General features: G+C 62.1%; 24 protein-coding genes and 1 pseudogene. 15 read left to right on the top strand and 10 right to left on the bottom strand.

Going from position 1 to position 19,076, the window contains the following annotated elements:
- The 4 genes and pseudogenes from B1A78_RS13310 to B1A78_RS13295 form a co-directional block, all read left to right on the top strand.
- A pseudogene (locus tag B1A78_RS13310) lies at positions 1 to 156 on the top strand (translation initiation factor IF-1); the annotation flags it as partial.
- A 182-nt stretch (positions 157 to 338) separates the two neighbouring features.
- On the top strand, positions 339 to 551 hold the full coding sequence (locus B1A78_RS13305; protein WP_077147443.1) for a hypothetical protein: 213 nt from the start codon (positions 339 to 341) through the stop codon (positions 549 to 551).
- Between the two features lie 38 nt (positions 552 to 589).
- A complete protein-coding gene (locus B1A78_RS13300; RefSeq protein ID WP_077147442.1) occupies positions 590 to 787 on the top strand; it encodes a hypothetical protein in 198 nt (65 codons plus the stop codon).
- A 348-nt stretch (positions 788 to 1,135) separates the two neighbouring features.
- The gene (locus B1A78_RS13295; RefSeq protein WP_144037820.1) at positions 1,136 to 3,661 is read left to right on the top strand and encodes a PAS domain S-box protein; all 2,526 of its coding nucleotides are present in this window, start codon (positions 1,136 to 1,138) and stop codon (positions 3,659 to 3,661) included.
- Here B1A78_RS13295 and B1A78_RS13290 read toward each other — a convergent pair.
- On the bottom strand, positions 3,658 to 4,281 hold the full coding sequence (locus B1A78_RS13290; protein ID WP_083734145.1) for a response regulator transcription factor: 624 nt from the start codon (positions 4,279 to 4,281) through the stop codon (positions 3,658 to 3,660). The genes B1A78_RS13295 and B1A78_RS13290 overlap by 4 nt on opposite strands.
- Positions 4,282 to 4,328: 47 nt before the next feature.
- Entirely contained in the window at positions 4,329 to 4,703 is a 375-nt protein-coding gene (locus tag B1A78_RS13285) for a response regulator transcription factor (RefSeq protein WP_077147439.1), read from the bottom strand.
- Positions 4,704 to 5,086: 383 nt separating this feature from the next.
- Between B1A78_RS13285 and B1A78_RS13280 the strand changes: the two genes are divergently transcribed.
- From B1A78_RS13280 to B1A78_RS13265, 4 genes are all read left to right on the top strand, one after another.
- Positions 5,087 to 5,560, top strand: coding sequence for a hypothetical protein (locus tag B1A78_RS13280; RefSeq protein ID WP_077147438.1), 474 nt, complete (start codon positions 5,087 to 5,089; stop codon positions 5,558 to 5,560).
- Between the two features lie 22 nt (positions 5,561 to 5,582).
- Entirely contained in the window at positions 5,583 to 7,040 is a 1,458-nt protein-coding gene (locus tag B1A78_RS13275) for a catalase (RefSeq protein ID WP_077147437.1), read from the top strand.
- A gap of 24 nt (positions 7,041 to 7,064) precedes the next feature.
- A complete protein-coding gene (locus B1A78_RS13270; protein ID WP_179102049.1) occupies positions 7,065 to 7,775 on the top strand; it encodes a hypothetical protein in 711 nt (236 codons plus the stop codon).
- 68 nt (positions 7,776 to 7,843) lie between these two features.
- Positions 7,844 to 8,653: an alpha/beta hydrolase gene (locus B1A78_RS13265; protein ID WP_077147435.1), complete on the top strand. Its 810-nt coding sequence runs from the start codon at positions 7,844 to 7,846 to the stop codon at positions 8,651 to 8,653.
- Positions 8,654 to 8,951: 298 nt separating this feature from the next.
- Here the strand turns inward: B1A78_RS13265 and B1A78_RS13260 are convergent, their stop codons facing one another.
- From B1A78_RS13260 to B1A78_RS13245, 4 genes are all read right to left on the bottom strand, one after another.
- A complete protein-coding gene (locus tag B1A78_RS13260; RefSeq protein WP_077147445.1) occupies positions 8,952 to 9,782 on the bottom strand; it encodes an alpha/beta fold hydrolase in 831 nt (276 codons plus the stop codon).
- Positions 9,783 to 9,869: 87 nt separating this feature from the next.
- A complete protein-coding gene (locus B1A78_RS13255; RefSeq protein WP_077147434.1) occupies positions 9,870 to 10,568 on the bottom strand; it encodes a dienelactone hydrolase family protein in 699 nt (232 codons plus the stop codon).
- Between the two features lie 74 nt (positions 10,569 to 10,642).
- Complete coding sequence (locus B1A78_RS13250; RefSeq protein WP_077147433.1) at positions 10,643 to 11,434, bottom strand: SDR family oxidoreductase; 792 nt, start codon at positions 11,432 to 11,434, stop codon at positions 10,643 to 10,645.
- Positions 11,435 to 11,636: 202 nt separating this feature from the next.
- Positions 11,637 to 12,311 carry a MarR family winged helix-turn-helix transcriptional regulator gene (locus B1A78_RS13245; RefSeq protein WP_218667979.1) on the bottom strand — a complete coding sequence of 225 codons (675 nt, stop codon included), beginning with the start codon at positions 12,309 to 12,311 and terminating at the stop codon, positions 11,637 to 11,639.
- Positions 12,312 to 12,460: 149 nt separating this feature from the next.
- Here B1A78_RS13245 and B1A78_RS13240 point away from each other — a divergent pair, with 149 nt between their 5' ends.
- From B1A78_RS13240 to B1A78_RS13225, 5 genes are read left to right on the top strand one after another with little or no spacing between them, the layout of a single operon-like run.
- A complete protein-coding gene (locus B1A78_RS13240; RefSeq protein ID WP_077147444.1) occupies positions 12,461 to 13,015 on the top strand; it encodes a redoxin domain-containing protein in 555 nt (184 codons plus the stop codon).
- A gap of 49 nt (positions 13,016 to 13,064) precedes the next feature.
- Positions 13,065 to 13,187 carry a hypothetical protein gene (locus B1A78_RS23130; RefSeq protein ID WP_256838248.1) on the top strand — a complete coding sequence of 41 codons (123 nt, stop codon included), beginning with the start codon at positions 13,065 to 13,067 and terminating at the stop codon, positions 13,185 to 13,187.
- Positions 13,184 to 14,038 carry a pyridoxal kinase gene (gene pdxY, locus B1A78_RS13235; RefSeq protein ID WP_077147431.1) on the top strand — a complete coding sequence of 285 codons (855 nt, stop codon included), beginning with the start codon at positions 13,184 to 13,186 and terminating at the stop codon, positions 14,036 to 14,038. Before B1A78_RS23130 ends, pdxY begins: the two co-directional genes overlap by 4 nt.
- Entirely contained in the window at positions 14,035 to 14,292 is a 258-nt protein-coding gene (locus tag B1A78_RS13230) for a hypothetical protein (RefSeq protein WP_077147430.1), read from the top strand. The genes pdxY and B1A78_RS13230 overlap by 4 nt, the downstream gene beginning before the upstream one ends.
- A complete protein-coding gene (locus tag B1A78_RS13225; protein ID WP_077147429.1) occupies positions 14,289 to 14,975 on the top strand; it encodes an MOSC domain-containing protein in 687 nt (228 codons plus the stop codon). The genes B1A78_RS13230 and B1A78_RS13225 overlap by 4 nt, the downstream gene beginning before the upstream one ends.
- A gap of 182 nt (positions 14,976 to 15,157) precedes the next feature.
- On the opposite strand, the gene B1A78_RS13220 is transcribed toward B1A78_RS13225, so the two are convergent.
- Positions 15,158 to 15,718, bottom strand: a complete 561-nt coding sequence (locus B1A78_RS13220; RefSeq protein ID WP_144037819.1) for a hypothetical protein — start codon at positions 15,716 to 15,718, stop codon at positions 15,158 to 15,160.
- Positions 15,719 to 15,766: 48 nt separating this feature from the next.
- Between B1A78_RS13220 and B1A78_RS23355 the strand changes: the two genes are divergently transcribed.
- Both B1A78_RS23355 and B1A78_RS22340 read left to right on the top strand, forming a co-directional pair.
- A complete protein-coding gene (locus B1A78_RS23355) occupies positions 15,767 to 16,105 on the top strand; it encodes a hypothetical protein (protein WP_372236880.1) in 339 nt (112 codons plus the stop codon).
- A 32-nt stretch (positions 16,106 to 16,137) separates the two neighbouring features.
- On the top strand, positions 16,138 to 16,650 hold the full coding sequence (locus tag B1A78_RS22340; protein ID WP_144037818.1) for a hypothetical protein: 513 nt from the start codon (positions 16,138 to 16,140) through the stop codon (positions 16,648 to 16,650).
- 75 nt (positions 16,651 to 16,725) lie between these two features.
- Here the strand turns inward: B1A78_RS22340 and B1A78_RS13205 are convergent, their stop codons facing one another.
- The 3 genes from B1A78_RS13205 to B1A78_RS13195 all read right to left on the bottom strand — a co-directional run bounded on the left by B1A78_RS13205 (position 16,726) and on the right by B1A78_RS13195 (position 18,981).
- Entirely contained in the window at positions 16,726 to 17,136 is a 411-nt protein-coding gene (locus B1A78_RS13205) for a hypothetical protein (RefSeq protein ID WP_077147425.1), read from the bottom strand.
- A 249-nt stretch (positions 17,137 to 17,385) separates the two neighbouring features.
- On the bottom strand, positions 17,386 to 17,799 hold the full coding sequence (locus tag B1A78_RS13200) for a hypothetical protein (RefSeq protein ID WP_077147424.1): 414 nt from the start codon (positions 17,797 to 17,799) through the stop codon (positions 17,386 to 17,388).
- A 51-nt stretch (positions 17,800 to 17,850) separates the two neighbouring features.
- Positions 17,851 to 18,981, bottom strand: a complete 1,131-nt coding sequence (locus B1A78_RS13195) for a zinc-binding dehydrogenase (protein WP_077147423.1) — start codon at positions 18,979 to 18,981, stop codon at positions 17,851 to 17,853.
- Positions 18,982 to 19,076 lie beyond the last annotated feature (95 nt).

Raw genomic sequence — 19,076 nt, 5'->3', positions numbered from 1 at the left:
GCCTACACAGCTGGCCGGATGCGGCGTTTCCGCATTCGGTCGGTTGTCGGTGACGCCGTACGCGTAGAAATGACGCTCTATGACCGGACCAAGGGCCGCATCGTCTATCGCGATCGCGGCGCGGGCAGTCCCGGCGCCGCGAGTAAGCGGCGCTGACATCTAATCCAAGAAGACCAATATGTTTCAGAATAGCAATATTTTCTCCAGCCTCTCCGCTCTTCCGCTCGCGGGCAAGCCGATGCACCGCAGCCAAAGAGCGCTCCCCTCTTCGACGCTTTCACGCCGCGAACTCAGACGCCTCATCGCCGACATGATCGATTAATAGAAAGGATAGCAGCATGGCCGCAACCGCAACGAGTTTACATTATCGTGAGCAGGCCGAGCGCTGCGAGGCCGATGCCGCCGCGTCCGACCTGATGGAGGTGCGCGACCGCAACCTGCGTTCGGCCGCTGCCTGGCATGCGATGGCCTCCCGGCAACAGAAGTCCGAGGCAGCACGCGCCGACAAGGACCGGATTGCCGAGGCTCTGCGAGCCCAATGCCTCGCCTGAGCCGAGCCATCCACTCCCGGACCATTAAGGACAAAGCCATGGATATGAACCAGCTTTTCTACCACCATCAGATTGCGTTGATGGAAGCCGGCCGCGCACGCCAGACTGGCCTCGCCACCGCCAATTTCGACCTCGCACGTCACTACGCGACGCGCATCAACCGCTTCCGCGAAGGCCGCGGCCTCGCCCCGAATTTCCTCGGCTACAGTGTTGCGGCAGGATCGGTCAGGGCCTGATCGCTGACAGATAAAGGGACGGGAGCAAGATATGAGAGAGACAATAGCTGCCGGCGAGAAGAAGGATCGAGCTAGAAAATCTCCTTTGCAGCCTTCAGAAGAAGTGCCGCCTCATCCCGATCGGGCACGCCAGATTTCCGACAAGACCGATCATATTAACGGTCACACTCCCAAACCTACGCTGCAATAGCCCGACATCTGCAGACTATCGATCGGTAGCTATTGCTGGCCGGTAGCTGACTGTCCGCTTTCCGACGAGCCAAGGCAAAAGCGGCCGATCAATCCGCTTTATTTTGTCAAACGACTTAGAGTTGGTCAGGCGAAAATTGAGAGTGCTTCCATCGCTCAGTGCGCTATGCACTGCGCATGGGTGGGGCCAATTTCGATCTTGCGGACCTGATTCCGGATAGCGTTGTCGTTCGTAACGAGGACGGCAGCATTTGCTCGTGGAACGAGGGAGCCCATCTCCTGTACGGGTGGACGGCGGATCAAGCCATCGGACGCGACGCGGACGATCTATTGGGTTCGAACCACCAGTTCGGCCTTGCCTACATCATGGATTTAGCGACGCGCGACGGCCATTGGCACGGCGAGATTTACAGGCGCGCGGCCGATGGACGCGAGCTGTGCGTGCAGGTACGCTGGGTCGTGCGCCGCGATGACAACGGTGACATTGCCGAAATAGTGGAATGGGGACGCGATACGCAGGAAGTAAGTGTCGGCGAAGTCGCCGCGCACCGCTTCACCAATCTCTTCCACGCGATGGCAGCCTCATTCTGGGAACTCGACTTTTCGGAAGTCCGGAAGGCCGTGGGCGCATTGGTCGCGGATGGCATTACCGACATTCCCGCCTACCTGCTCAGCAACAAGGAATTCATCGGTCGCGCCATCTCGATGGTGCGGGTGATCGACGTTAACAAACAAACACTCGAGCTTTATCGAATCCCTTCGCGCGAGGCGGTGCTTTCGCAGCCCATGGACTGGACGTGGCCGGAGGAAAGCCGGCACGTATTTGCGGAATCGCTCGTCGCCGCAGCCCAGCGCCGCGATCGATACAGCGTCGAGACGGTCCTGAAAAAATGGGGCGGGGAAGAGTTCGAAGTCCTTTTCACCGTGTGCTGGCCAAGTGATCATAAGGCACAAGGAACGGTCCTTGTCGGCATCGTCGACATCACCGACCGCAAGCGTGCGGAGCGCGAACTGCGCGCGAGCCTCGATAGATATAGGGATCTCTTCCACCATGTACCGGTGGCGTTGCTGCAGCTCGACATGAGGCCGCTCTTCGCACGCCTTCAGGAACTTCAACACGGAGGCGTCGCTGATCTCGCGGCCTTCGTAGAGGATACGCCCGAGTTTCTCGACGAAGTGCTGACGCTTCCGCTTATCGAGGAAGCCAATGCCGAGGCGCTTCGGCTGTTCCGGGCGACCGAGGTCTCCGATTTGAAGGGGCCAATCTCCTGGGCTTGGGCGCAAAGTCCGGAGACGATCCGCCGGTCCCTGCTGGCACGCCTTCGCGGCGAACCCCAATATAGCGAGGAAACGCGCGTAAGCCGCCCCGACGGCAGCGTGGTCGACGTGATCTATGTCATGTCGTTCCCCAAGGCGCTGATGGATCACGGGATCAATGTCGTCGGCTTCGTAGACATGAGTGCGCGAAGGGAAGCAGACCTTGCACTGCGCCAGAGCGAACATCGCTACCGCGACCTTTTCCACCATCTTCCGCTCGCACTGTGGCAATGCGATACGTCACGCCTTGCCCCCATGCTCGACGAGTTGCGAGACATGGGCATCACCGACCTTCCATCGTACATCGATGCGGCACCCGACTTTTTGACGCGCTGCATGCAGGTCGTCACGATCCAGGAAGTAAACGCCGCAACCGTGGCGCTCTGCGGAGCCCGTTCGGCGGAGGAGTTCGTGGGCAAAACACCATGGGACTATTGGCGAGGAAATGCCGGAACCTTCCGGCGCGCCGTCGAAGCACGTTTTGCGGGACGTCCGGCGCACAGCGAAGAGACACGGATGCGCCTGCCGTCAGGGGATTACGCCGACGTCGCATTTTCGATCGCCTTTCCACCGGCTCTCCAAGACCATGGCATCACGGTCGTCGCGACGCTCGACATCGGCGACCGCAAGCGCGCAGAGGCCCGGCTCAGGGAAGTGCAGACCAATTTGTCGCACGCGGCCCGCGTATCGACGCTTGGCGAGTTGACCGCCTCGATCGCGCACGAAGTCAATCAGCCATTGGCTGCGATCACTGCCTTTGGCGAAGCCAGCCTTCGGTGGCTGCAGCGGGACGTGCCAGAGCTTGAAGAAGTCGAGGCCATGACCCGCGAAATCATTTCCGATGCGCGACGCGCAAGCGACATCATCGCGCGCATCAGAGGAATGGCGCTGAAACGTGACCCTGTGCCGACGCCGCTCGACGTTGGCGAGGTCATAGACGAGGCGTTGCTGATCATTCGTCATGAAAGCCAGTCGAAGGCCGTCGCTATTGAAGTCGACATCGCCGCCGCTTTGCCGCGCGTCATGGCGGACCGCGTGCAATTGCAACAGGTCATCGTCAACCTGGCGGTCAACGCCCTTCAGGCCATGTCGCTGAACGACGCGAAGGCGCGAACGCTCAAGATCACCGCGGCTCCCGGCGACGGCACCGTGGAGATTTGTGTCGACGACAGCGGACCCGGGGTCGCCGCCGAGCATCTCGATCAACTGTTCAACGGCTTCTTCACAACCAAGCAGGAAGGCATGGGCATGGGTCTCGCGATCTGCCGGTCGATCATCCAGGAGCATGGCGGCAGGATCACGGCGGCCAATCACGCCGAGGGTGCACGTTTTTGCTTCACCCTCCCCGCGTTGGGCGCGCCGAGCTAAGAAGCTTCGGCACCTATCCGAAGGCGCTCGGCCATTTTGACAAGGTCCGGCAAAGTGCGCGCCTCCATCTTCTTCATCGCCGAAGCCCGGTAGAGTTTGACGGTGATTTCGCTGAGGCCGAGATCAAAGGCAGCCTGTTTGTTGAGCCGGCCGGCAGTCACCAATGCCATGACCTGCCGCTCGCGCTCCGACATCGCGTCATAGCGCCGACGTATCCCATGGAGTTCACCCTCAACGGCGCGTCGGCAGGTGTCGCGCTCGATCGCTGCGGAGACCGCGTCGAGCAAATCCTGATCGCGAAACGGTTTTGTCAGAAAATCGACCGCGCCAGCCTTCATCGCCTGGACCGACATCGGCACATCCCCGAAGCCCGTGATCATGATCACCGGGAGACGGATATTATGCGAGGCGAGCTGGGCCTGAAAATCGAGGCCGCTGGTGCCGGGCAAGCGAACGTCGAGCAAAAGACAGGAGGGCACGTCGGGAAGGTCGGCTGCGAGGAAATCACCGGTTGAATAATAGGTCCGCGCATTGATCCCGACCGAGCGCAGCAATGCGGAAATCGCGCGCCGCATCGACTCATCATCGTCGATTGCATGAACAACAGCCTGCTCGTCCACAGTCACCCCTCCCTTCGCGACCCGACCCAACATCTAAACGCTAAATGCTACTTGGCATCCCCCGCGAGCGCCGTTCGGATGCACTTGAGGAGATCAAGTGCATCGAACGGCTTCTTGAGGAAGCAATGCGCGCCGCCTGCGATCGCGCAGTCCCGGATTTGGGTTTCCGGGAACGCCGTCATCACGAAGACCGGCAATTGCGGCATATCATGCGACAATCGGTCCTGCAGGTCGAGACCGCTCATCCCCGTCATCTGGATGTCGGTCAGCAGGCAATCAGGGACCGTCGTCGCAATGCTTTGCAGGAAATCTTCTGCACTCGCATAGGCCGTAACGCGGAACCCTTCGGACCGCAGCAGACTGGAGAGCGCCACTCTAATGGCCCGGTCATCGTCAACGACCGCGATGAGGGGCGACGTCACGCTGCCACGCCCCGAAGACGTAAACGGTACCGGTCGAGCCTGTCTGCCCAGTCTCCTATTTGCGCCGCCGGAACCAACTGCTCTGAAAACACCGCGGTAGAGTATGCGCTGCAACCGACAGACGCGAGCTCCGCTGTTTTTTGACCAATCGACATAGCCCGGCAAGTTAGAACGATCCGTCACGTCGCAGCAACTATACCTTCGTTCACTGCGCGCCACGCACCCGAGTTCATCGAATGAAAACCCTATCCCTTTCAATCAGTAGGCCCAATTCTCCGGGACGCCTCTATACCTTCGCCTAACGGCTTGACCCCAGCGTACAATCGCAGCGGACGCGGACCTGCTTCATTCTCGCTTCAACGGAAACAAACCGGAGAAACGGAATGGACCGCCTTCAACATGACCTGGTTGTATCGGAATTCGGCGACTGGTCGTTCGAGCTCGACGAGGGCACGCTGCCAGGCGCACCGGGCGGCCGTCATGCCAACCAACGCGCGACCGCTTTCGCGGAGGCTGCCGCACCCGACATTCCGGCGGAGATCGGGCGTATGATGCTCTGGTCCTATGCGCTGATGATGGCGGCCTTGTTTCTGTTCTTCGCCACAAGTGTCGAGGCGTCGATGATGGTTGTCATCAGCGCGGGTTACACCGCCATCTATCTCGGCGTCCCGGCAATATTGATCGCTGGCGAAGGACGGTCGGGCGGCCGTTCGATGGCGGACTTTCTTTCGAAAGGGCTCGTCATTGCCACGGGCCATATCGGCGGGCGCGAGGCGGCTGCCCAGATCCTGCTCATCCCGGTCGCGATCACGATAGCCATCATCGCCATCGGTACCGCAGCGCGCCTGATCCTGTGATTCATATTTAAGGAGAGACACTATGACTGACCCAAAGGGGCTCACTCTCGCCAACGGCGCGCCCGTTGCCGACAATCTGAACATACTAACCGCCGGTCCGCGCGGCCCGGCGTTACTCGAAGACATCTGGCTGATCGAAAAGCTCGCGCATTTCGACCGCGAAGTGATCCCCGAACGGCGGATGCACGCGAAGGGATCCGGAGCCTATGGCACTTTCACCGTCACCCACGACATCAGCCGCTACACGAAGGCCGCCATCTTCTCGGAGATCGGCAAACAGACGCCGCTGTTCCTGCGCTTTTCAACCGTCGCCGGCGAGCGCGGCGCGGCCGATGCCGAACGCGATATTCGCGGCTTCGCGGTCAAATTCTACACCGAGGAAGGCAATTGGGATGTGGTCGGCAACAACACGCCCGTGTTTTTCTTCCGCGATCCGCTGCGCTTTCCCGATCTCAACCATGCGGTGAAGCGCGATCCGCGCACGGGCCTCCGCAGCGCGCAGAATAATTGGGACTTCTGGACGCTCCTGCCCGAAGCGCTGCACCAAGTGACGATCGTCATGTCCGATCGCGGTGTCCCCAAAAGCTATCGCCACATGCACGGCTTCGGCAGTCACACCTATTCGCTGATCAACGCCGCCAATGAGCGCGTCTGGGTCAAATTTCATTTCCGCTGTGAGCAGGGCATCGACAATTTGAACGACGCCGAGGCGGCAACGGTGATCGGCGGCGACCGCGAAAGCCATGGCCGCGATCTGCTCGAGGCAATCGATCGAGGCGACTATCCGCGCTGGACGCTCTGCATCCAGGTGATGACCGAGGAGCAGGCCAAGACGCACAAGCACAATCCTTTCGACCTCACCAAGACTTGGCCGAAAGCCGATTATCCGCTGATCCCCATCGGCACGCTCGAACTCAACCGCAATCCCGACAATGTCTTTGCCGAAGTCGAGCAAGCCGCTTTCACGCCCGCCAATCTCGTCCCCGGCATCGGCATCTCGCCCGACAAGATGTTGCAGGCGCGGCTGTTTTCATACGGCGATGCTCAGCGCTACCGCCTCGGTGTCAATCATGGCCATATCCCGGTCAATGCGCCGCGCTGCCCGTATCACAGTTATCACCGCGACGGCGCGATGCGGACGGACGGCAATCTCGGCGTGACGACGAGCTATTTCCCGAACAGCGAGGGCGTCTGGAACGATCGCCCCGACCTCAAGGAACCCCCGCTCGACCTCAGCGGCGCCGCCACCCACTGGGACCACCGCGTCGACGATGATCATTGGGAGCAGCCCGGCAATCTGTTCCGCCTGATGACCACCGCGCAGCAGCAGGCGCTGTTCGAAAATACCGCGCGGCAGGTCGGCGGTGCTTTGCTCGAAGTACAGCAGCGCCATGTCGCCAACTGCACCCGCGCCGACCCCGCTTATGGCGCGGGCGTCGCCCGCGCGCTCGGCCTCGAACTGGCCGCTGCGGCCAGCTGACACATCAAGGAAAGGATGAGACCCATGAAACTCTTGCGAACCACAGCCCTCGCCGCCCTGCTGGCGATCACCTCCACCGCCGCTGCGCAGCATGAAGGCCATATCGCCTCGGCGCCCGACGAAAAGATCACTGCATCGTTCGACATCATCCGCACCGACGTCAAAAGCGTTGGCGAAGACATTGTCTTCCAGGTCCAGGTGCGCGGCAAGGCGGGCGAGATCAAGCCCAAGGCGACCGGGCAGTTCGCGGGCAGCGCCGTCTATTCCTATGTCTGGCCGACCAGCCTCGATAGCGCGAGCGTCGGCTTCGACAGCGGCCAGGGCATTCTTGCGCTGGCGGTGACCTTTCACCCCGATTTCGACGATGCGGCCTATGGCGGCGTCAACCGCCATGTCTGGCATCCGCACTGGGTCGTGCTCGTCCCCGACGAGGTCTGCGGTCCAGGCGCGCTGAAAGTCCGCGACATCCCCGAAGGCGCCAAGCCCAAAGTACCGCCGACCTGGCCCAATGTGCCGATCCTGATCGACAGCCCAACCTATCCGACCACGATCGAGACCGACACGGTCGAGGTCAAGGTTCCCGCGAGCGTGATCGGCGCCGCCGCCGGAGTGAAATTCGATGGCGTAACGTCGGCGCTCAAGGTCAATGCGAACCTGCACGCGCCGCTGCTTTGCATATCCGACATTTTCGACGTCGCATCAGGTAACCTCAGCCTTCCCGGCAAGGTGCACTGAGCGAGCCCGGCAGCGGCGGCCGCCCCTCTCCCGCGCCGCCGCTGCCCCCCATCGGAAGGATTATAGCGATGACAAAGACGATCATGCTCATTCACGGCGCTTGGCTGAACTCGCTGAGCTGGGAAGGCTTCAAGGCCCGCTACGAAGCAGCGGGGTTCACCGTTCATGCGCCCGATTGGCCCTATGACGACCGCGATCCCGCCGCGCTCCGCGCTGCACCGAAGCCGGAACTCGCTTACCTTGGCCAGCGGCAGATCGTCGACCATTATGCCGATCTGATCACCGCATTGCCCGAAGAACCCATATTGATCGGCCATTCGCTCGGCGGCGTGATCGTCCAGCATCTGCTTGACCGAGGACTGGGCGTGGCTGGCGTCGCGATCAATCCCGCGCCGACGCCCGGCGTCCCGCTCTATCCGCACGCGATCCGCTCGGCGCTGCCGGTGTTCATCGACCCACTGAGCTGGCGCAAGGCGAAAACGATGTCCCACGCCTTCTTCCGGGACCGTTTCGCGCAAACCGCGGCGAAGGATCAGGCCGAAGCGCTCTACGATCGTTATATCGTTCCGACCCCGGGCCGCGTCTATTGGAACGGCGTCGTCAATCCGATGAAGATCCACTGGGAGAACCCCGATCGCGCCCCGCTGCTCCTGATCGGGGGCGAGCTCGACCTGATCGCCGACGCCGCGATGACGCGAGCGATCTACAGGAAACAGTCGCGCGCGCCCTCGCGAACCGATCTTGCGATATTCCCGGGACGTTCGCACTGGACGTGCGTCGATCCGGGCTGGGAACAGGTCGCCGACAAGGCTCTGCAATGGGCCGTTGGCCATGCGCGCGCGCCGCGCCGCGCCAAGGTTTTTCCCATTGCCGCCTGAACAATCGGCAGAGACGTGGATCAGGAAAGGAACGGCTCCGCAAAGGCGGGGCCGGTCTTTTCTTGTCGCCGTCCCGCTGTGACCCAGACTTCGGCCGCGTCATGACCCTCGTTCCACTCCCTTTAAGCCCCAATTTCCCGCTCCGCGACCTGTCCGCAGAACGACTCGCCGCGCCAGAGTTCCGTATTTCCCCGGAACCGAGCCGGAAACGAAAATGCCGGACCATTGCTGGCCCGGCATTATCGTTTTCCGTTCTCCGCCCAGGGCGGCCAAATTTCGCGCCTGACGGCGAACCCGCTCAGCTTCGGATGAACGCCAGAAGGTCGGGATTCACGACATCCGGGTGGGTCGTGCAAAGGCCATGCGGCAGGCCGGCGTAAGTCTTCAGCGTTCCATTTTGCAAAAGCTTCACCGCCAAGGGCGCCGAATCCGCATAGGGAACGATCTGGTCGTCGTCGCCATGCATGACCAGCGTCGGCACGGTGATCCGCTCCAGATCCTCGGTGAAGTCGGTTTCCGAAAAGGCCTTGATGCAATCATAATGGGCTTTGGCGCCGCCCATCATTCCTTGCCGCCACCAGTTCTGGATGACGCCCTGGTCGATCTTGGCGCCGGGGCGGTTATAGCCGTAAAACGGTCCCGCGGGCACATCGAGGAAGAATTGCGCCCGGTTGTCGATCAGAGCCTGACGAAAACCGTCGAAGACCTCGATCGGCAGACCGCCGGGATTTTTCTCCGACTTCACCATGATCGGCGGCACCGCACCAATCAGCACGGCCTTGGCAACGCGACCCGGCTTGGCGCGCGCGACATAATGAGCGACTTCGCCGCCGCCCGTCGAGTGCCCGATGTGGACCGCGCCTTTGAGATCGAGCGCGTCGGCCAGCTCGGCGACGTCGGCCGCATAAGTGTCCATCTCGTTGCCCGTCCAGGTCTGGCTCGAGCGCCCATGACCGCGGCGATCGTGCGCAATCACGCGAAAGCCTTCGCCGAGGAAGAACATCATCTGATTGTCCCAATCGTCGGCCGACAAGGGCCAGCCGTGATGGAACACAACCGGCGTCGCGTCAGCCGGTCCCCAATCCTTGTAGAAGATTTCAGTGCCGTCGGTGGTCGTAATATAAGGCATGTTCATCACTCCTGCTGTCGTAAGGGATACCGGTTACCGTGGCGGCCGCGCACCATGCGTCTCCGGCCAAAACTGCTAATGACAAGATCAGGCTTCGAGCTTTTCCTTGAGGAAGTCCCAAGTCCGTCCGTTCGCGAGCTTGGCAGCGGCCGCGTCATAATGGGTGCCCGTATGCCGGGCGAAAGCATGATAGCAGCCCGGATAGGAATAGACGGCGATCCAGGGATTCTCGGCCGCCGCCGAGCGGATGGTCGCCTGCGCAGCCTTCGAGATAAACTCGTCTTCCTCGCCGAGATGGATCATCAACGGCGTGTGAATATCCTTCGCTTCGGCAGCATAATCATCCGCGGAACCGGGGTAATAGGCGACCCCGGCGTCGGCGCCGAACCGCGCCGACACGAGGTAGGTCATCAGACCGCCGAGACAATATCCCATCAATCCTACCTTGCCGGTGGCGCCCGGAAGCGTGGCCGCAAAGCGCATGATCGCCGCGATGTCGCGCGCGCCTTGGTCGCGGTCATACGCCTGATAGAGCGCGAGCCCCTTCTTCCATTCCTCTTCGGTCCAGTGCGACAGGTCGACACCCTTTTCCTGCCGCCAGAATAGATCGGGGGCGAGCGCGATGAAGCCTTGCTCGGCAAGCTCGCGGCAACTGGCCCGCATGTCGTCGTTTACCCCGAACACCTCGTGCAGGACGACCACGCATGCGCCGCTGCCCGACGCTGGCCGCTCGACATAGGCGCCGAGCGAAGCCCCATCGATATCGATCGTGATATTGGTTCCCATTGCCAGTCTCCCTCTCTCGTTTGTCGATCCATTCGATCTCGCGGGTCCGCCGTACGCAGACGTCGCCCAGTCATTCAGGCGTATCGGCTCGCGGGACGTGCCAGCGAGAGATATGGCGCGAGCGCCATCCGGGCCGCTTCCTGGTTGCCCCAGAGCGTCTCATCTTCGAGCGACGGGATGGTGACCGTCTCGCCCAGATCATAACCACGGAGCGCCGCATCGACCAGATCGCCGGCTTCCATCATCATGTGCGCGGGAAGAGTGCTGATATCGACGCCCGAGCGCTCGAAGAGCGCAGTGCGGGTCAGGCCGGGAAGCACGGCCTGGAAGCGGATATTGGTGGCGGCATATTCGGCCGCGAGCGACTGGGTCAGCGCCAGGACGAAGGCTTTAGAAGCGACGTAGCTCGGGTTGAACTGCTCGGGCATCAGCGACGTCACCGATCCGACGTTGATAATGCCGCCCGCCCCGCGCACACCGAAGACCTGCGCCGCCGCTATCGACAGCGCATGCAGCGCATTGACGTTGATCGCGATCAGTTGATCGAGCTCATCCGCAGCCGAAATAGCGGTCGTGCCGTGGGGGCTCACGCCGGCGCAGTTCACGAGAAGCGTGATGCTTTCATCGCCTCTCAGATGCGCGACCACGTCCGCGATATCACTGAGACTGCCCAGATCGGCAGCCAGCGTTTCGACTTCGACATCATGCGACGCGGCGATCGCCTCTGCCGCCGCCTCCAGACGTCCGACGTCCCGAGCGACAAGAGTGAGGTTGTAGCCGCGCTTCGCGAGGCGGTCGGCGTAGACCGCACCAATGCCTGAGGAGGCGCCGGTCACGAGCGCGCGCGAGCTTTTGGTCGTTGTCATCGATGGCCTCCGAGATAGGCCGGCACCTCTCTCGACTGGAGAGGCCGGCAATTCTTCTGCCGGACCCGGCAAGATGGACGCCATGGTATCGCCGGGCATCGCGGTCGACCATTCAACCTTCGGTCGCTCCATTACACCATCGTTTAGTGGCGGGGCCGCAAGTCGAGGATCGGGGCCCCGATGCTGGCGAAGATCAAGAAGATCAAATAGTCCCGGGCGAGCCCTGCTCGGGCCGCCCGGTAAAGCGCGCCCAGATCGCATCAAGGTCGGCCGGCGGTGCCAAGACATGCTCGGCGCAGTTCAATCGGAGGTGGCGGTCGCCGAATGGCGCATCGACATATTGGCAATGATGCGGGGCCGCCGCATCGGCGTGAGCATGGGGCCGGAAAAACCGGCAGGTCACGCACATTGCTTGCGGCGCGATGTCGCCCGCGATCTGCAACGCCCGGATCACCCGCACGAGCGACCTCAAGAACACCGCCTTGTCATCGGGATCAAGCGTATCGACCGCGTCCACCAGAAAGGCGGGCCAGGCTGCAGTCTGCGCAGCGAGAGTCCTGCCCTGCTCGGTCAGCGTGAGCCGGACAGAACGTTTGTCGGCGCCCGGACCTTTGACCGCGAGCCCCTTGGCGACGAGCGAGTTGACCATCTCGCTGGCCGTGGGCGCCGCGACGCCGAGCTGCTTTGCGAGTTCACCCAGTCCGATACCTTGCTGCGCATCCTGAATGAGTGAAAGTGCCTGTCCCTGGCTCGGCGAGATGCCCGCGGAACCGGCGCCGCGCCACGCATGGGTGCGCAGGACCTGGCCGATCTTCACAAGCCCCGCAGTCACGCGCTTCGCAACCGGCTCGCTCAGAGCGTCAAAAATCGCGGTCAAATTTAGCACTCCTAAACATCTTGTGTTGCTGCACCTCTTTATTACATAGGCCTCCTAACGATCATGTCGAGTGCCTGAGACTTCTCCGCCCCCCAGGCACGAAGCATGTCGCCGGAATGCGGTCAGTCCCGCACCTCAAGGAGTTCGTCATGTTCAAGGAGCTTACCCCCGCCCCCGAGTGGGACGTCGATCAGTGGTTCAACAGTAGCGCGCCGATCAGTATCGCGTCGCTCCGCGGCAAGGTTATCGTAGCGGGCGCCTTCCAGATGCTCTGCCCGGGCTGCGTGTCGCACCTCATTCCGCAGCTCAAATCGGTGCGCGCGCTTTTTCCGGAAGACAAGGTTGCCGTCATCGGACTTCACACTGTCTTCGAACATCATGAGGCGATGGGGCCCGCCTCGCTGAAAGCCTTCCTTCACGAGTATCGCGTCCCCTTCCCGGTCGGAGTAGACAAGCCAAGCGGTTCTTCGGATCCAAGCCCGCTGACGATGCGCCGGTACCGGATGCGCGGCACGCCGACGCTGCTGCTTATCGACGCCGATGGCAATTTGCGTAGCCAGACTTTCGGCCATGTTCCCGACCTCCAGCTCGGCGCCGAGATATCGTTCCTTCTGCAGGAGCGCGATATTCTCGCTCGTGCAGACAATGGCGAAGGCGCGGCCCAAAACGCCGGCTGCGACGACAGTGCTTGCGCGGTGAACTAGCGCGCAACCAACCATCGGATAATTTCCGGGCCGCGCCATGTCAGCGACAATGCCCGGTCCCCAGATCGGAATGCAGGCGCGGATGATGAAGATGGTGCTGGCGATACGCCATTTTGCGTTCGAGGATCTCGGCTATTTCGAGACGCCTCTGGGCATCGAAACCGCACGATGATCGCGCCCCTTCCCCGCATAATCTCGATCCAGAGCCAAGTGATATTCGGCCACGTCGGCAATAGCGCCGCTGTTCCCGTCATGACGGCGCTGGGCGCCGCCGTTACCGCCGTGCCCACAACACTTCTATCGAACCATCCCCATTATCCGACAATGCGCGGAACGATCCTCGACGCCGGGCTTCTTGCCGACCTCCTCACCGGCGCCGAGGAGCGCGGGCTTGTCGACGATGCGGCGATCATCGTTACCGGCTTTCTCGGATCGGTCGAGAATGGCGAGGTGGTCGCCGATTTCATCGAGCGCGCAAAGAGGCGCAGCAGCAGGATGCGTTATATCTGCGATCCGGTCCTCGGTGACGACGACCTTGGGTCATTCGCGGCGCCGGGCCTCCTGTCTCTCTTTCGAGAAAAACTTCTTCCGCAGGCCTGGCTCGCGACGCCCAATCGGTGGGAAGCTTGGCAGCTGAGCGGAAGTACGACCGACGACGCAGAGCTGCTCGCGGCCATCGCTGCGCTCGGCCCCGAAAATATTATCGTCACGGGCGGGACCGCCGCAGCCGACAGCATCTCGATAGACATCTGCGAGGCCGGCAAGCGCTGGCAAATTTCCACTCCGCGGCTGCCGACGCGCCCCGCCGGCACCGGCGACCTGTTCACCGGCGCCGTCGCGGCACGTATCGCCGCCGGGGCCTCGGTGCGCGACGCAGCGCGAGATGCCACCGGCATCATATTCAGCCTTCTTGCGCGTACCGGTGAAGCACCCTGGTCCGAAATGCCGGTCGAGGCCGAACTCGCCTTAGCGATCCGGGAGCCGGCGGACTTCGCGGTCCGCTCCATCGGAGGTGAAGAATGAACAAGCGCTTCCACATAGAGATAGGTCGCAACGGCCAGCGATGGTGCGACATCAGCATCGAAAGCCGGTCTGCGGAGGATATCCTCGCCGATATCGAGGCCAGGTTTCCCGAGGCTGACGGGTTTGTGTGCCGGATATTCATCGAGAAAGAGGCGCGCCGTCTTGTAGAGGTGACCGACCAGGCTCGCGTGATTGGGATCACCTATTCCCGTTCGCCCCTTCCCGTTGCGCCGCAGGTTGCTTCGAAGACGTGAACGGCCCCCCTATCGTCTCGCTCCGTGTCGGGCCTGTGCAAGCGCTCGGCCCGAAGTCCGTACCCAGCGGAATTGCGAAGCAAGAGGCGGGCCGGCCCATCTTCCTTTCCCTTGGCGGTTTCGAAGGCGATGAGCAGGGCGACACGCGCTACCACGGCGGCTGCGACAAGGCGGTGCACCATTATCCGCTCGATCATTACGCCCTGTGGCGCGCGGAACTCGGCTCGCATCCGCTGCTCGATCGCCCCGGCGCCTTCGGCGAAAATATCTCCGCGCGTGGCCTCCTCGAAAACCATGCCGCTGTGGGTGACCGGTTCCGATTGGGGAAGGCCATTGTGGAAGTATCGCAAGGACGCCAGCCGTGCTTCCGCCTGAACCTGCGGATGGATATCCCGGACATGGCACGGCGGATGCAGCAATCGGGCAGGACGGGATGGTACTACCGGGTCATCGAGGAAGGCGTCGTCGAGCGCGGAGACACGCTTGAACTCATCGACCGGCTCACGCCGAGTTGGACAATCGCCCGCCTGTGGCGGCTTCTCTATATCGACACGCTCGATCGCGAGGGCCTGTCAGCGCTGGCTGCGACCGCCCACCTGCCTCTTCGCTGGCGCGAACTCGCCGCGAAGCGATTGCGCTCCGGTCAAATCGAAGATTGGAGCTTGCGTCTCGGCGGATCCTAGTCCGCCCGGAAAGACGATGGTGCCCGGCCTGTTCCCGAAAGGGAAGGGACTCAGAGCCGGGCACCCGTCGCTCGGTAAACCGGCGACGGAAGCGAGCACGCGAGCCCCCCGACTGCGCGTGCTTCGCGGTAGGACAAGTCCGGCAGGCACCTGGTCCTGCGCCCGCCGGAACACCCCAGGTGTCAGGCGGTCGGTGCGATCGTGATTTCGACCTTGCCGGCATAGGTGCCGGCGTCGAGGATCGCCGTCGAATCTGCGGTCAGGCCGCTGCCCACGGTCAGCGTGATGTTGTTCGCGGTCGCGGCGAGGCGGTCGCCGACCTGCGCCGAGGTCGCACCATTGCTCAGCGACTGGTCGGCAACCGGCGTGGTGCCGCCCTTCGCGCCCGTCGCAACCAGCGTCGCGGTGTAGTGGACGGTGTTGGTGTAACCGTTGGGCGAGTTGGTCGCGGCGGCGTTCACCAGCGGCTTGGCTTCGACCGAGATCTTCGGGTTCGAACCGTTGCACTTCACCGTGAAGTTGCGGCTGAGACCACCGGTGTTGCCGGTGAAGCCCGTATCGACGGTGCCGTCGCTCTTCGCAAGTTCGCCAAGCGTGATGCTGCCGGTGATCGCTGTCACCGCCGAGCAGCGCGCGGCGACGGTGCCGGTCACATCGACCGAGCCAGCGGCCGACTGGGCGAAAGCGGGAGCAGCGGCGAAGGTAGAACCAATGATCAGGGCAGAGAGAACAAGCTTCTTCACGTCACGTCTCCAATCGAAAATTCGTAAAGGGCTCATCGCCCCGACGAGTTGGAGATAGGCCGGATCGGCTTAGCGCGCCTCGGCGAATCTGTCCTCAACGCTCTTGGCGCCGAAGTAAGACCCAAGGCATTTCTCATCGGCGTCCTCGCCGAGGATGTGGAGGCCCCTGATGCGAGGCATCGTGTCTGCATCGAGCCGGAGGACGACACGGAACTCGTGCAATTGTTCTCCGGTTTTCACGAGCAAGTCCTCGAGGCCGTTCCAAAGCATGAGCTGCAGAAAATGTTCTATATGGAACCTGTGCTCGTTCCGAATACGAGATCAAATTTCTCGCTCAGAGGTTTGCCGAGCATGCCTTCAAGGCCTCGGAGCACCCCTAACGTATAAACGCGTTCCGCCGGAAGCGAAAGGCCATACCCATGAAGCAACTTCCCAAGCGCTTTGCGACGCTTGCATCGATAGCGTTGCTCCCACTGGGAATATGGATCCTTCAAACCCAAGGAAATCCTTTGGATGTCAATGGGCCTCCGTGCCTCGATCCAAGAAGCTTGGACGCCATTGAACGGAAGGCAAAAGATCAAAATCCGCATCTTTTCGAACGACTCCACGCTAATGCTGTGGTCTGTGGGAGCCAAAAAGAAGTAGAGGGTTTTGAGCGAGATGGAGTGGTTTACGGCAACCCCCGATTTTTGATGTCGCATGCGAGAAAAGTCTTTGAGATAAGCCGAGGCATCGATGATCCGAAATTGTCGTTGGAAATAATGGATTTGGCGTCGCTTCGCGTGGAACAAGTGATCGCGCTATCCCGCTCGAACGGAGGCGCTTCTGATGTTCGCGCCGAAGCTCAAGATGAACTTGTCTATGCCGAAAAGTTGTCCGCCGAGATACAGGCGGCAAAACGTCAGATCGCCGCACAGCTTCGCCTAGAATAACCTCTAGACCCGCTTTTCCGATGCCCGCAATCGGTCGTTAGTTGCCGTCAACTAACGCGCGACCCGCCGACCCAATCAAAACTGCCCCATGATCCCGATCGCCGCATATTTGTCTCCCAGATTGCCCTTGAGCTTGAGCTTGGGGAGCAGATCGAACGCTGCGGTGCCATAAATCCGCGTCCGGTCGCCGCTGATCCGCGCGCCCGCGCCGAGTTCGGCGATCGTCGGGATCGACACCGTCGCCTCGGCCTTGGCAAAGGGCTTCACCTCGCGCTCGTCATTGTCCGAATGGATGAACAGCCCGCCGATCGGCCGCAGCGTGATCGGCCCGGCGCGGAGGCTGTAGCCCACCCCAAGCTCGCCGACCCAATGCCCCTGCGCGCGCGCAAGCCCGCCTTCGACCGCAATATCCTGCGCATGCGCAGCCGCGGGAATGGCCAGCAAGCCCAGCACACCGAGCAGCGCCACGGATTTGAGAGCCGGCATTTTAGTCCCCTTATTCTGATGGATAAGGGACACTATGAACGCGATTCCGCGGCCGCAAGCGACGCGCCCCGGTTTTGCGGCGAAGCGAGTCGATTGATCGACGGGTCCATTGCTCCCACTATCGGGAAGGCTGCATCGAGAGAGCGCCAAGAAAATGCACCGGCCACCAGTAAGGCGACGTGCAACTGCTCGGGATGCGACGACGGCGTGGGCGATTGCGAGCGGGCGCTGGCATTCCACCCCCGACGCTCAAACGTCCTTGGCAATGCAGCTTTGGAGTGTCGCAATTTCAAGAATCGAGGAAATGAAGCGTCGGTCATCGTCGCTCGGCGGTCCGGTTTTAGTGCCTGTTGCGGTGACTTCCCCGCGATCATTCGCCTTGAAGAGCAGGATTACCTGCACGCCGTCGCTTCCACGCGCGCCTCGCTGCACGACGACGACCTTCCCGGGACCACCGGCTGTCAGGACATGCACTTCAGCGGTCGCGTCGAAACGCTGTCCCGATGCATTGATCCGCCGCGCGGCATCTTCAGCCCCTCCGACATATTGGCAGCCAAATTCGGCGAAATTGTCAGTCGTTTTGACCGCTTCGTTATGATGGCTTTCACTGCAAGCCGCGAGAAGCGGGGTCAGAACCAAGGCGAAACGGGGAAAGAAGCTCATGCAATCGACTGTAGCATGAACCTCCCCACCCGCAATCGCTACGCCAAGCGCCTACGGCCGGATCAGATATTTCTCGCCCGTCCGCTTCGCATTATAGGCATGCGCGGTGTCGAGGTTCAGCGCCTCGGTCAGCGAAATTTCGTGGCTGTAGTTGCTCTTGAACGTCGTCGTCAGTTCGTCGACGACGCGCTGGCGCATCCGCCCGACGACCTCCCAGCCCGCCTTCTGCATGAAGGGGGTGAGCAGGAAGCCGCCCAGCCCCCAGGTCAGCCCGAAGCTGCGGTTGAGCACCGTCGGCCCCAGGTCGAGCGCGCCATAGATATAGACCTGCTTGTAGCTGTCCGAACCATAGCGGCTGTACGTCGTCATGCGCTTGACCGCCGCGACTTCCATCGCCGCGAGAATCTGTCCCGCCAGCTTGCCGCCGCCGATCGCATCGAAACCCAAGGTCGCGCCGGTCTCGACGATCGCATCGACCAGCCGGTCCTGGAAATCGTCGGCGCTGCTGTTGACGATATGCGTCGCGCCGATGCCCTTCAGAATCTCGACCTGCGCGTCGCTGCGCACGATATTGACCAGCGGAATGCCATCCTTGGCGCAGATCTTGACGAGCATCTGGCCAAGGTTCGACGCCGCGGCGGTGTGGACCAGCGCGCTGTGCCCTTCCATCCGCATCGTCTCGGTAAAGGCCAGCGACGTCAGCGGATTGACGAAGCACGACGCACCGTCGACCGGATCGGTGCCGTCGGGCAGCGCCATCGTCATCTGCACCGGCAGGCAGCGATATTCGGCATACATCTCGCCGCCGAGCAGCGCGACGCTCTTGCCGAGCAGCCCCTGCGCCTCGGGCGAATCGCCCGCCTGGACTACCAGCCCGCAGCCTTCGTTGCCGATCGCCAGCGCATCGCCGACGCGCCCCGTCATCGCGCGCATCCCGGCGGGCGGGATGTCCGCCGTAATCACCGGCAAGCCGTCACGCTCCGACGCGCGCGCGGTCGACATGTCGGCGCCGCCGAACAACAGCCCCAGGTCGGAAGGGTTGATCGGCGTCGTCAGCACCTTGACCAGCACCTCATGCGGCTGCGGCTCGGGCATCGGCCGCCGCTCGAAAAACACCTCGAGCTGCCCCTCGGGCTTCACCAGCGTCAGCATGACAAGATTGGTTTCAGGCAGGTCGGTCATCGCGCGTCTCCCGGGCGTTTGGTTTTACAGTGCAACCGAAATAGGCGGGCGCGGCGGGACTGGCAATCGCGAAGCTTGGCGGGGGTGCCGGTTTC

The sequence above is a fragment of the Sphingopyxis sp. KK2 genome (genome assembly GCF_001990265.1).
Classification (GTDB): domain Bacteria; phylum Pseudomonadota; class Alphaproteobacteria; order Sphingomonadales; family Sphingomonadaceae; genus Sphingopyxis.
The sequence above is the reverse complement of the archived record's forward strand: the minus strand, read 5'-3'. Positions and strand labels throughout refer to the sequence as shown.

Excerpts from the sequence above, each read along its gene's own strand:
- B1A78_RS13230 (WP_077147430.1), top strand. The coding sequence starts at position 14,035 with ATGAACAAGCGCTTCCACATAGAGATAGGTCGCAACGGCCAGCGATGG.
- B1A78_RS23130 (WP_256838248.1), top strand. The coding sequence starts at position 13,065 with ATGCCCGGTCCCCAGATCGGAATGCAGGCGCGGATGATGAAGATGGTG.
- B1A78_RS13240 (WP_077147444.1), top strand. The coding sequence starts at position 12,461 with ATGTTCAAGGAGCTTACCCCCGCCCCCGAGTGGGACGTCGATCAGTGG.
- B1A78_RS13200 (WP_077147424.1), bottom strand. The coding sequence starts at position 17,799 with ATGAGCTTCTTTCCCCGTTTCGCCTTGGTTCTGACCCCGCTTCTCGCG.
- B1A78_RS13300 (WP_077147442.1), top strand. The coding sequence starts at position 590 with ATGGATATGAACCAGCTTTTCTACCACCATCAGATTGCGTTGATGGAA.
- B1A78_RS13205 (WP_077147425.1), bottom strand. The coding sequence starts at position 17,136 with ATGCCGGCTCTCAAATCCGTGGCGCTGCTCGGTGTGCTGGGCTTGCTG.
- pdxY (WP_077147431.1), top strand. The coding sequence starts at position 13,184 with ATGATCGCGCCCCTTCCCCGCATAATCTCGATCCAGAGCCAAGTGATA.
- B1A78_RS13270 (WP_179102049.1), top strand. The coding sequence starts at position 7,065 with ATGAAACTCTTGCGAACCACAGCCCTCGCCGCCCTGCTGGCGATCACC.
- B1A78_RS13275 (WP_077147437.1), top strand. The coding sequence starts at position 5,583 with ATGACTGACCCAAAGGGGCTCACTCTCGCCAACGGCGCGCCCGTTGCC.
- B1A78_RS13265 (WP_077147435.1), top strand. The coding sequence starts at position 7,844 with ATGACAAAGACGATCATGCTCATTCACGGCGCTTGGCTGAACTCGCTG.
- B1A78_RS13260 (WP_077147445.1), bottom strand. The coding sequence starts at position 9,782 with ATGCCTTATATTACGACCACCGACGGCACTGAAATCTTCTACAAGGAT.
- B1A78_RS13255 (WP_077147434.1), bottom strand. The coding sequence starts at position 10,568 with ATGGGAACCAATATCACGATCGATATCGATGGGGCTTCGCTCGGCGCC.
- B1A78_RS13195 (WP_077147423.1), bottom strand. The coding sequence starts at position 18,981 with ATGACCGACCTGCCTGAAACCAATCTTGTCATGCTGACGCTGGTGAAG.
- B1A78_RS13250 (WP_077147433.1), bottom strand. The coding sequence starts at position 11,434 with ATGACAACGACCAAAAGCTCGCGCGCGCTCGTGACCGGCGCCTCCTCA.
- B1A78_RS13280 (WP_077147438.1), top strand. The coding sequence starts at position 5,087 with ATGGACCGCCTTCAACATGACCTGGTTGTATCGGAATTCGGCGACTGG.
- B1A78_RS13305 (WP_077147443.1), top strand. The coding sequence starts at position 339 with ATGGCCGCAACCGCAACGAGTTTACATTATCGTGAGCAGGCCGAGCGC.
- B1A78_RS22340 (WP_144037818.1), top strand. The coding sequence starts at position 16,138 with ATGAAGCAACTTCCCAAGCGCTTTGCGACGCTTGCATCGATAGCGTTG.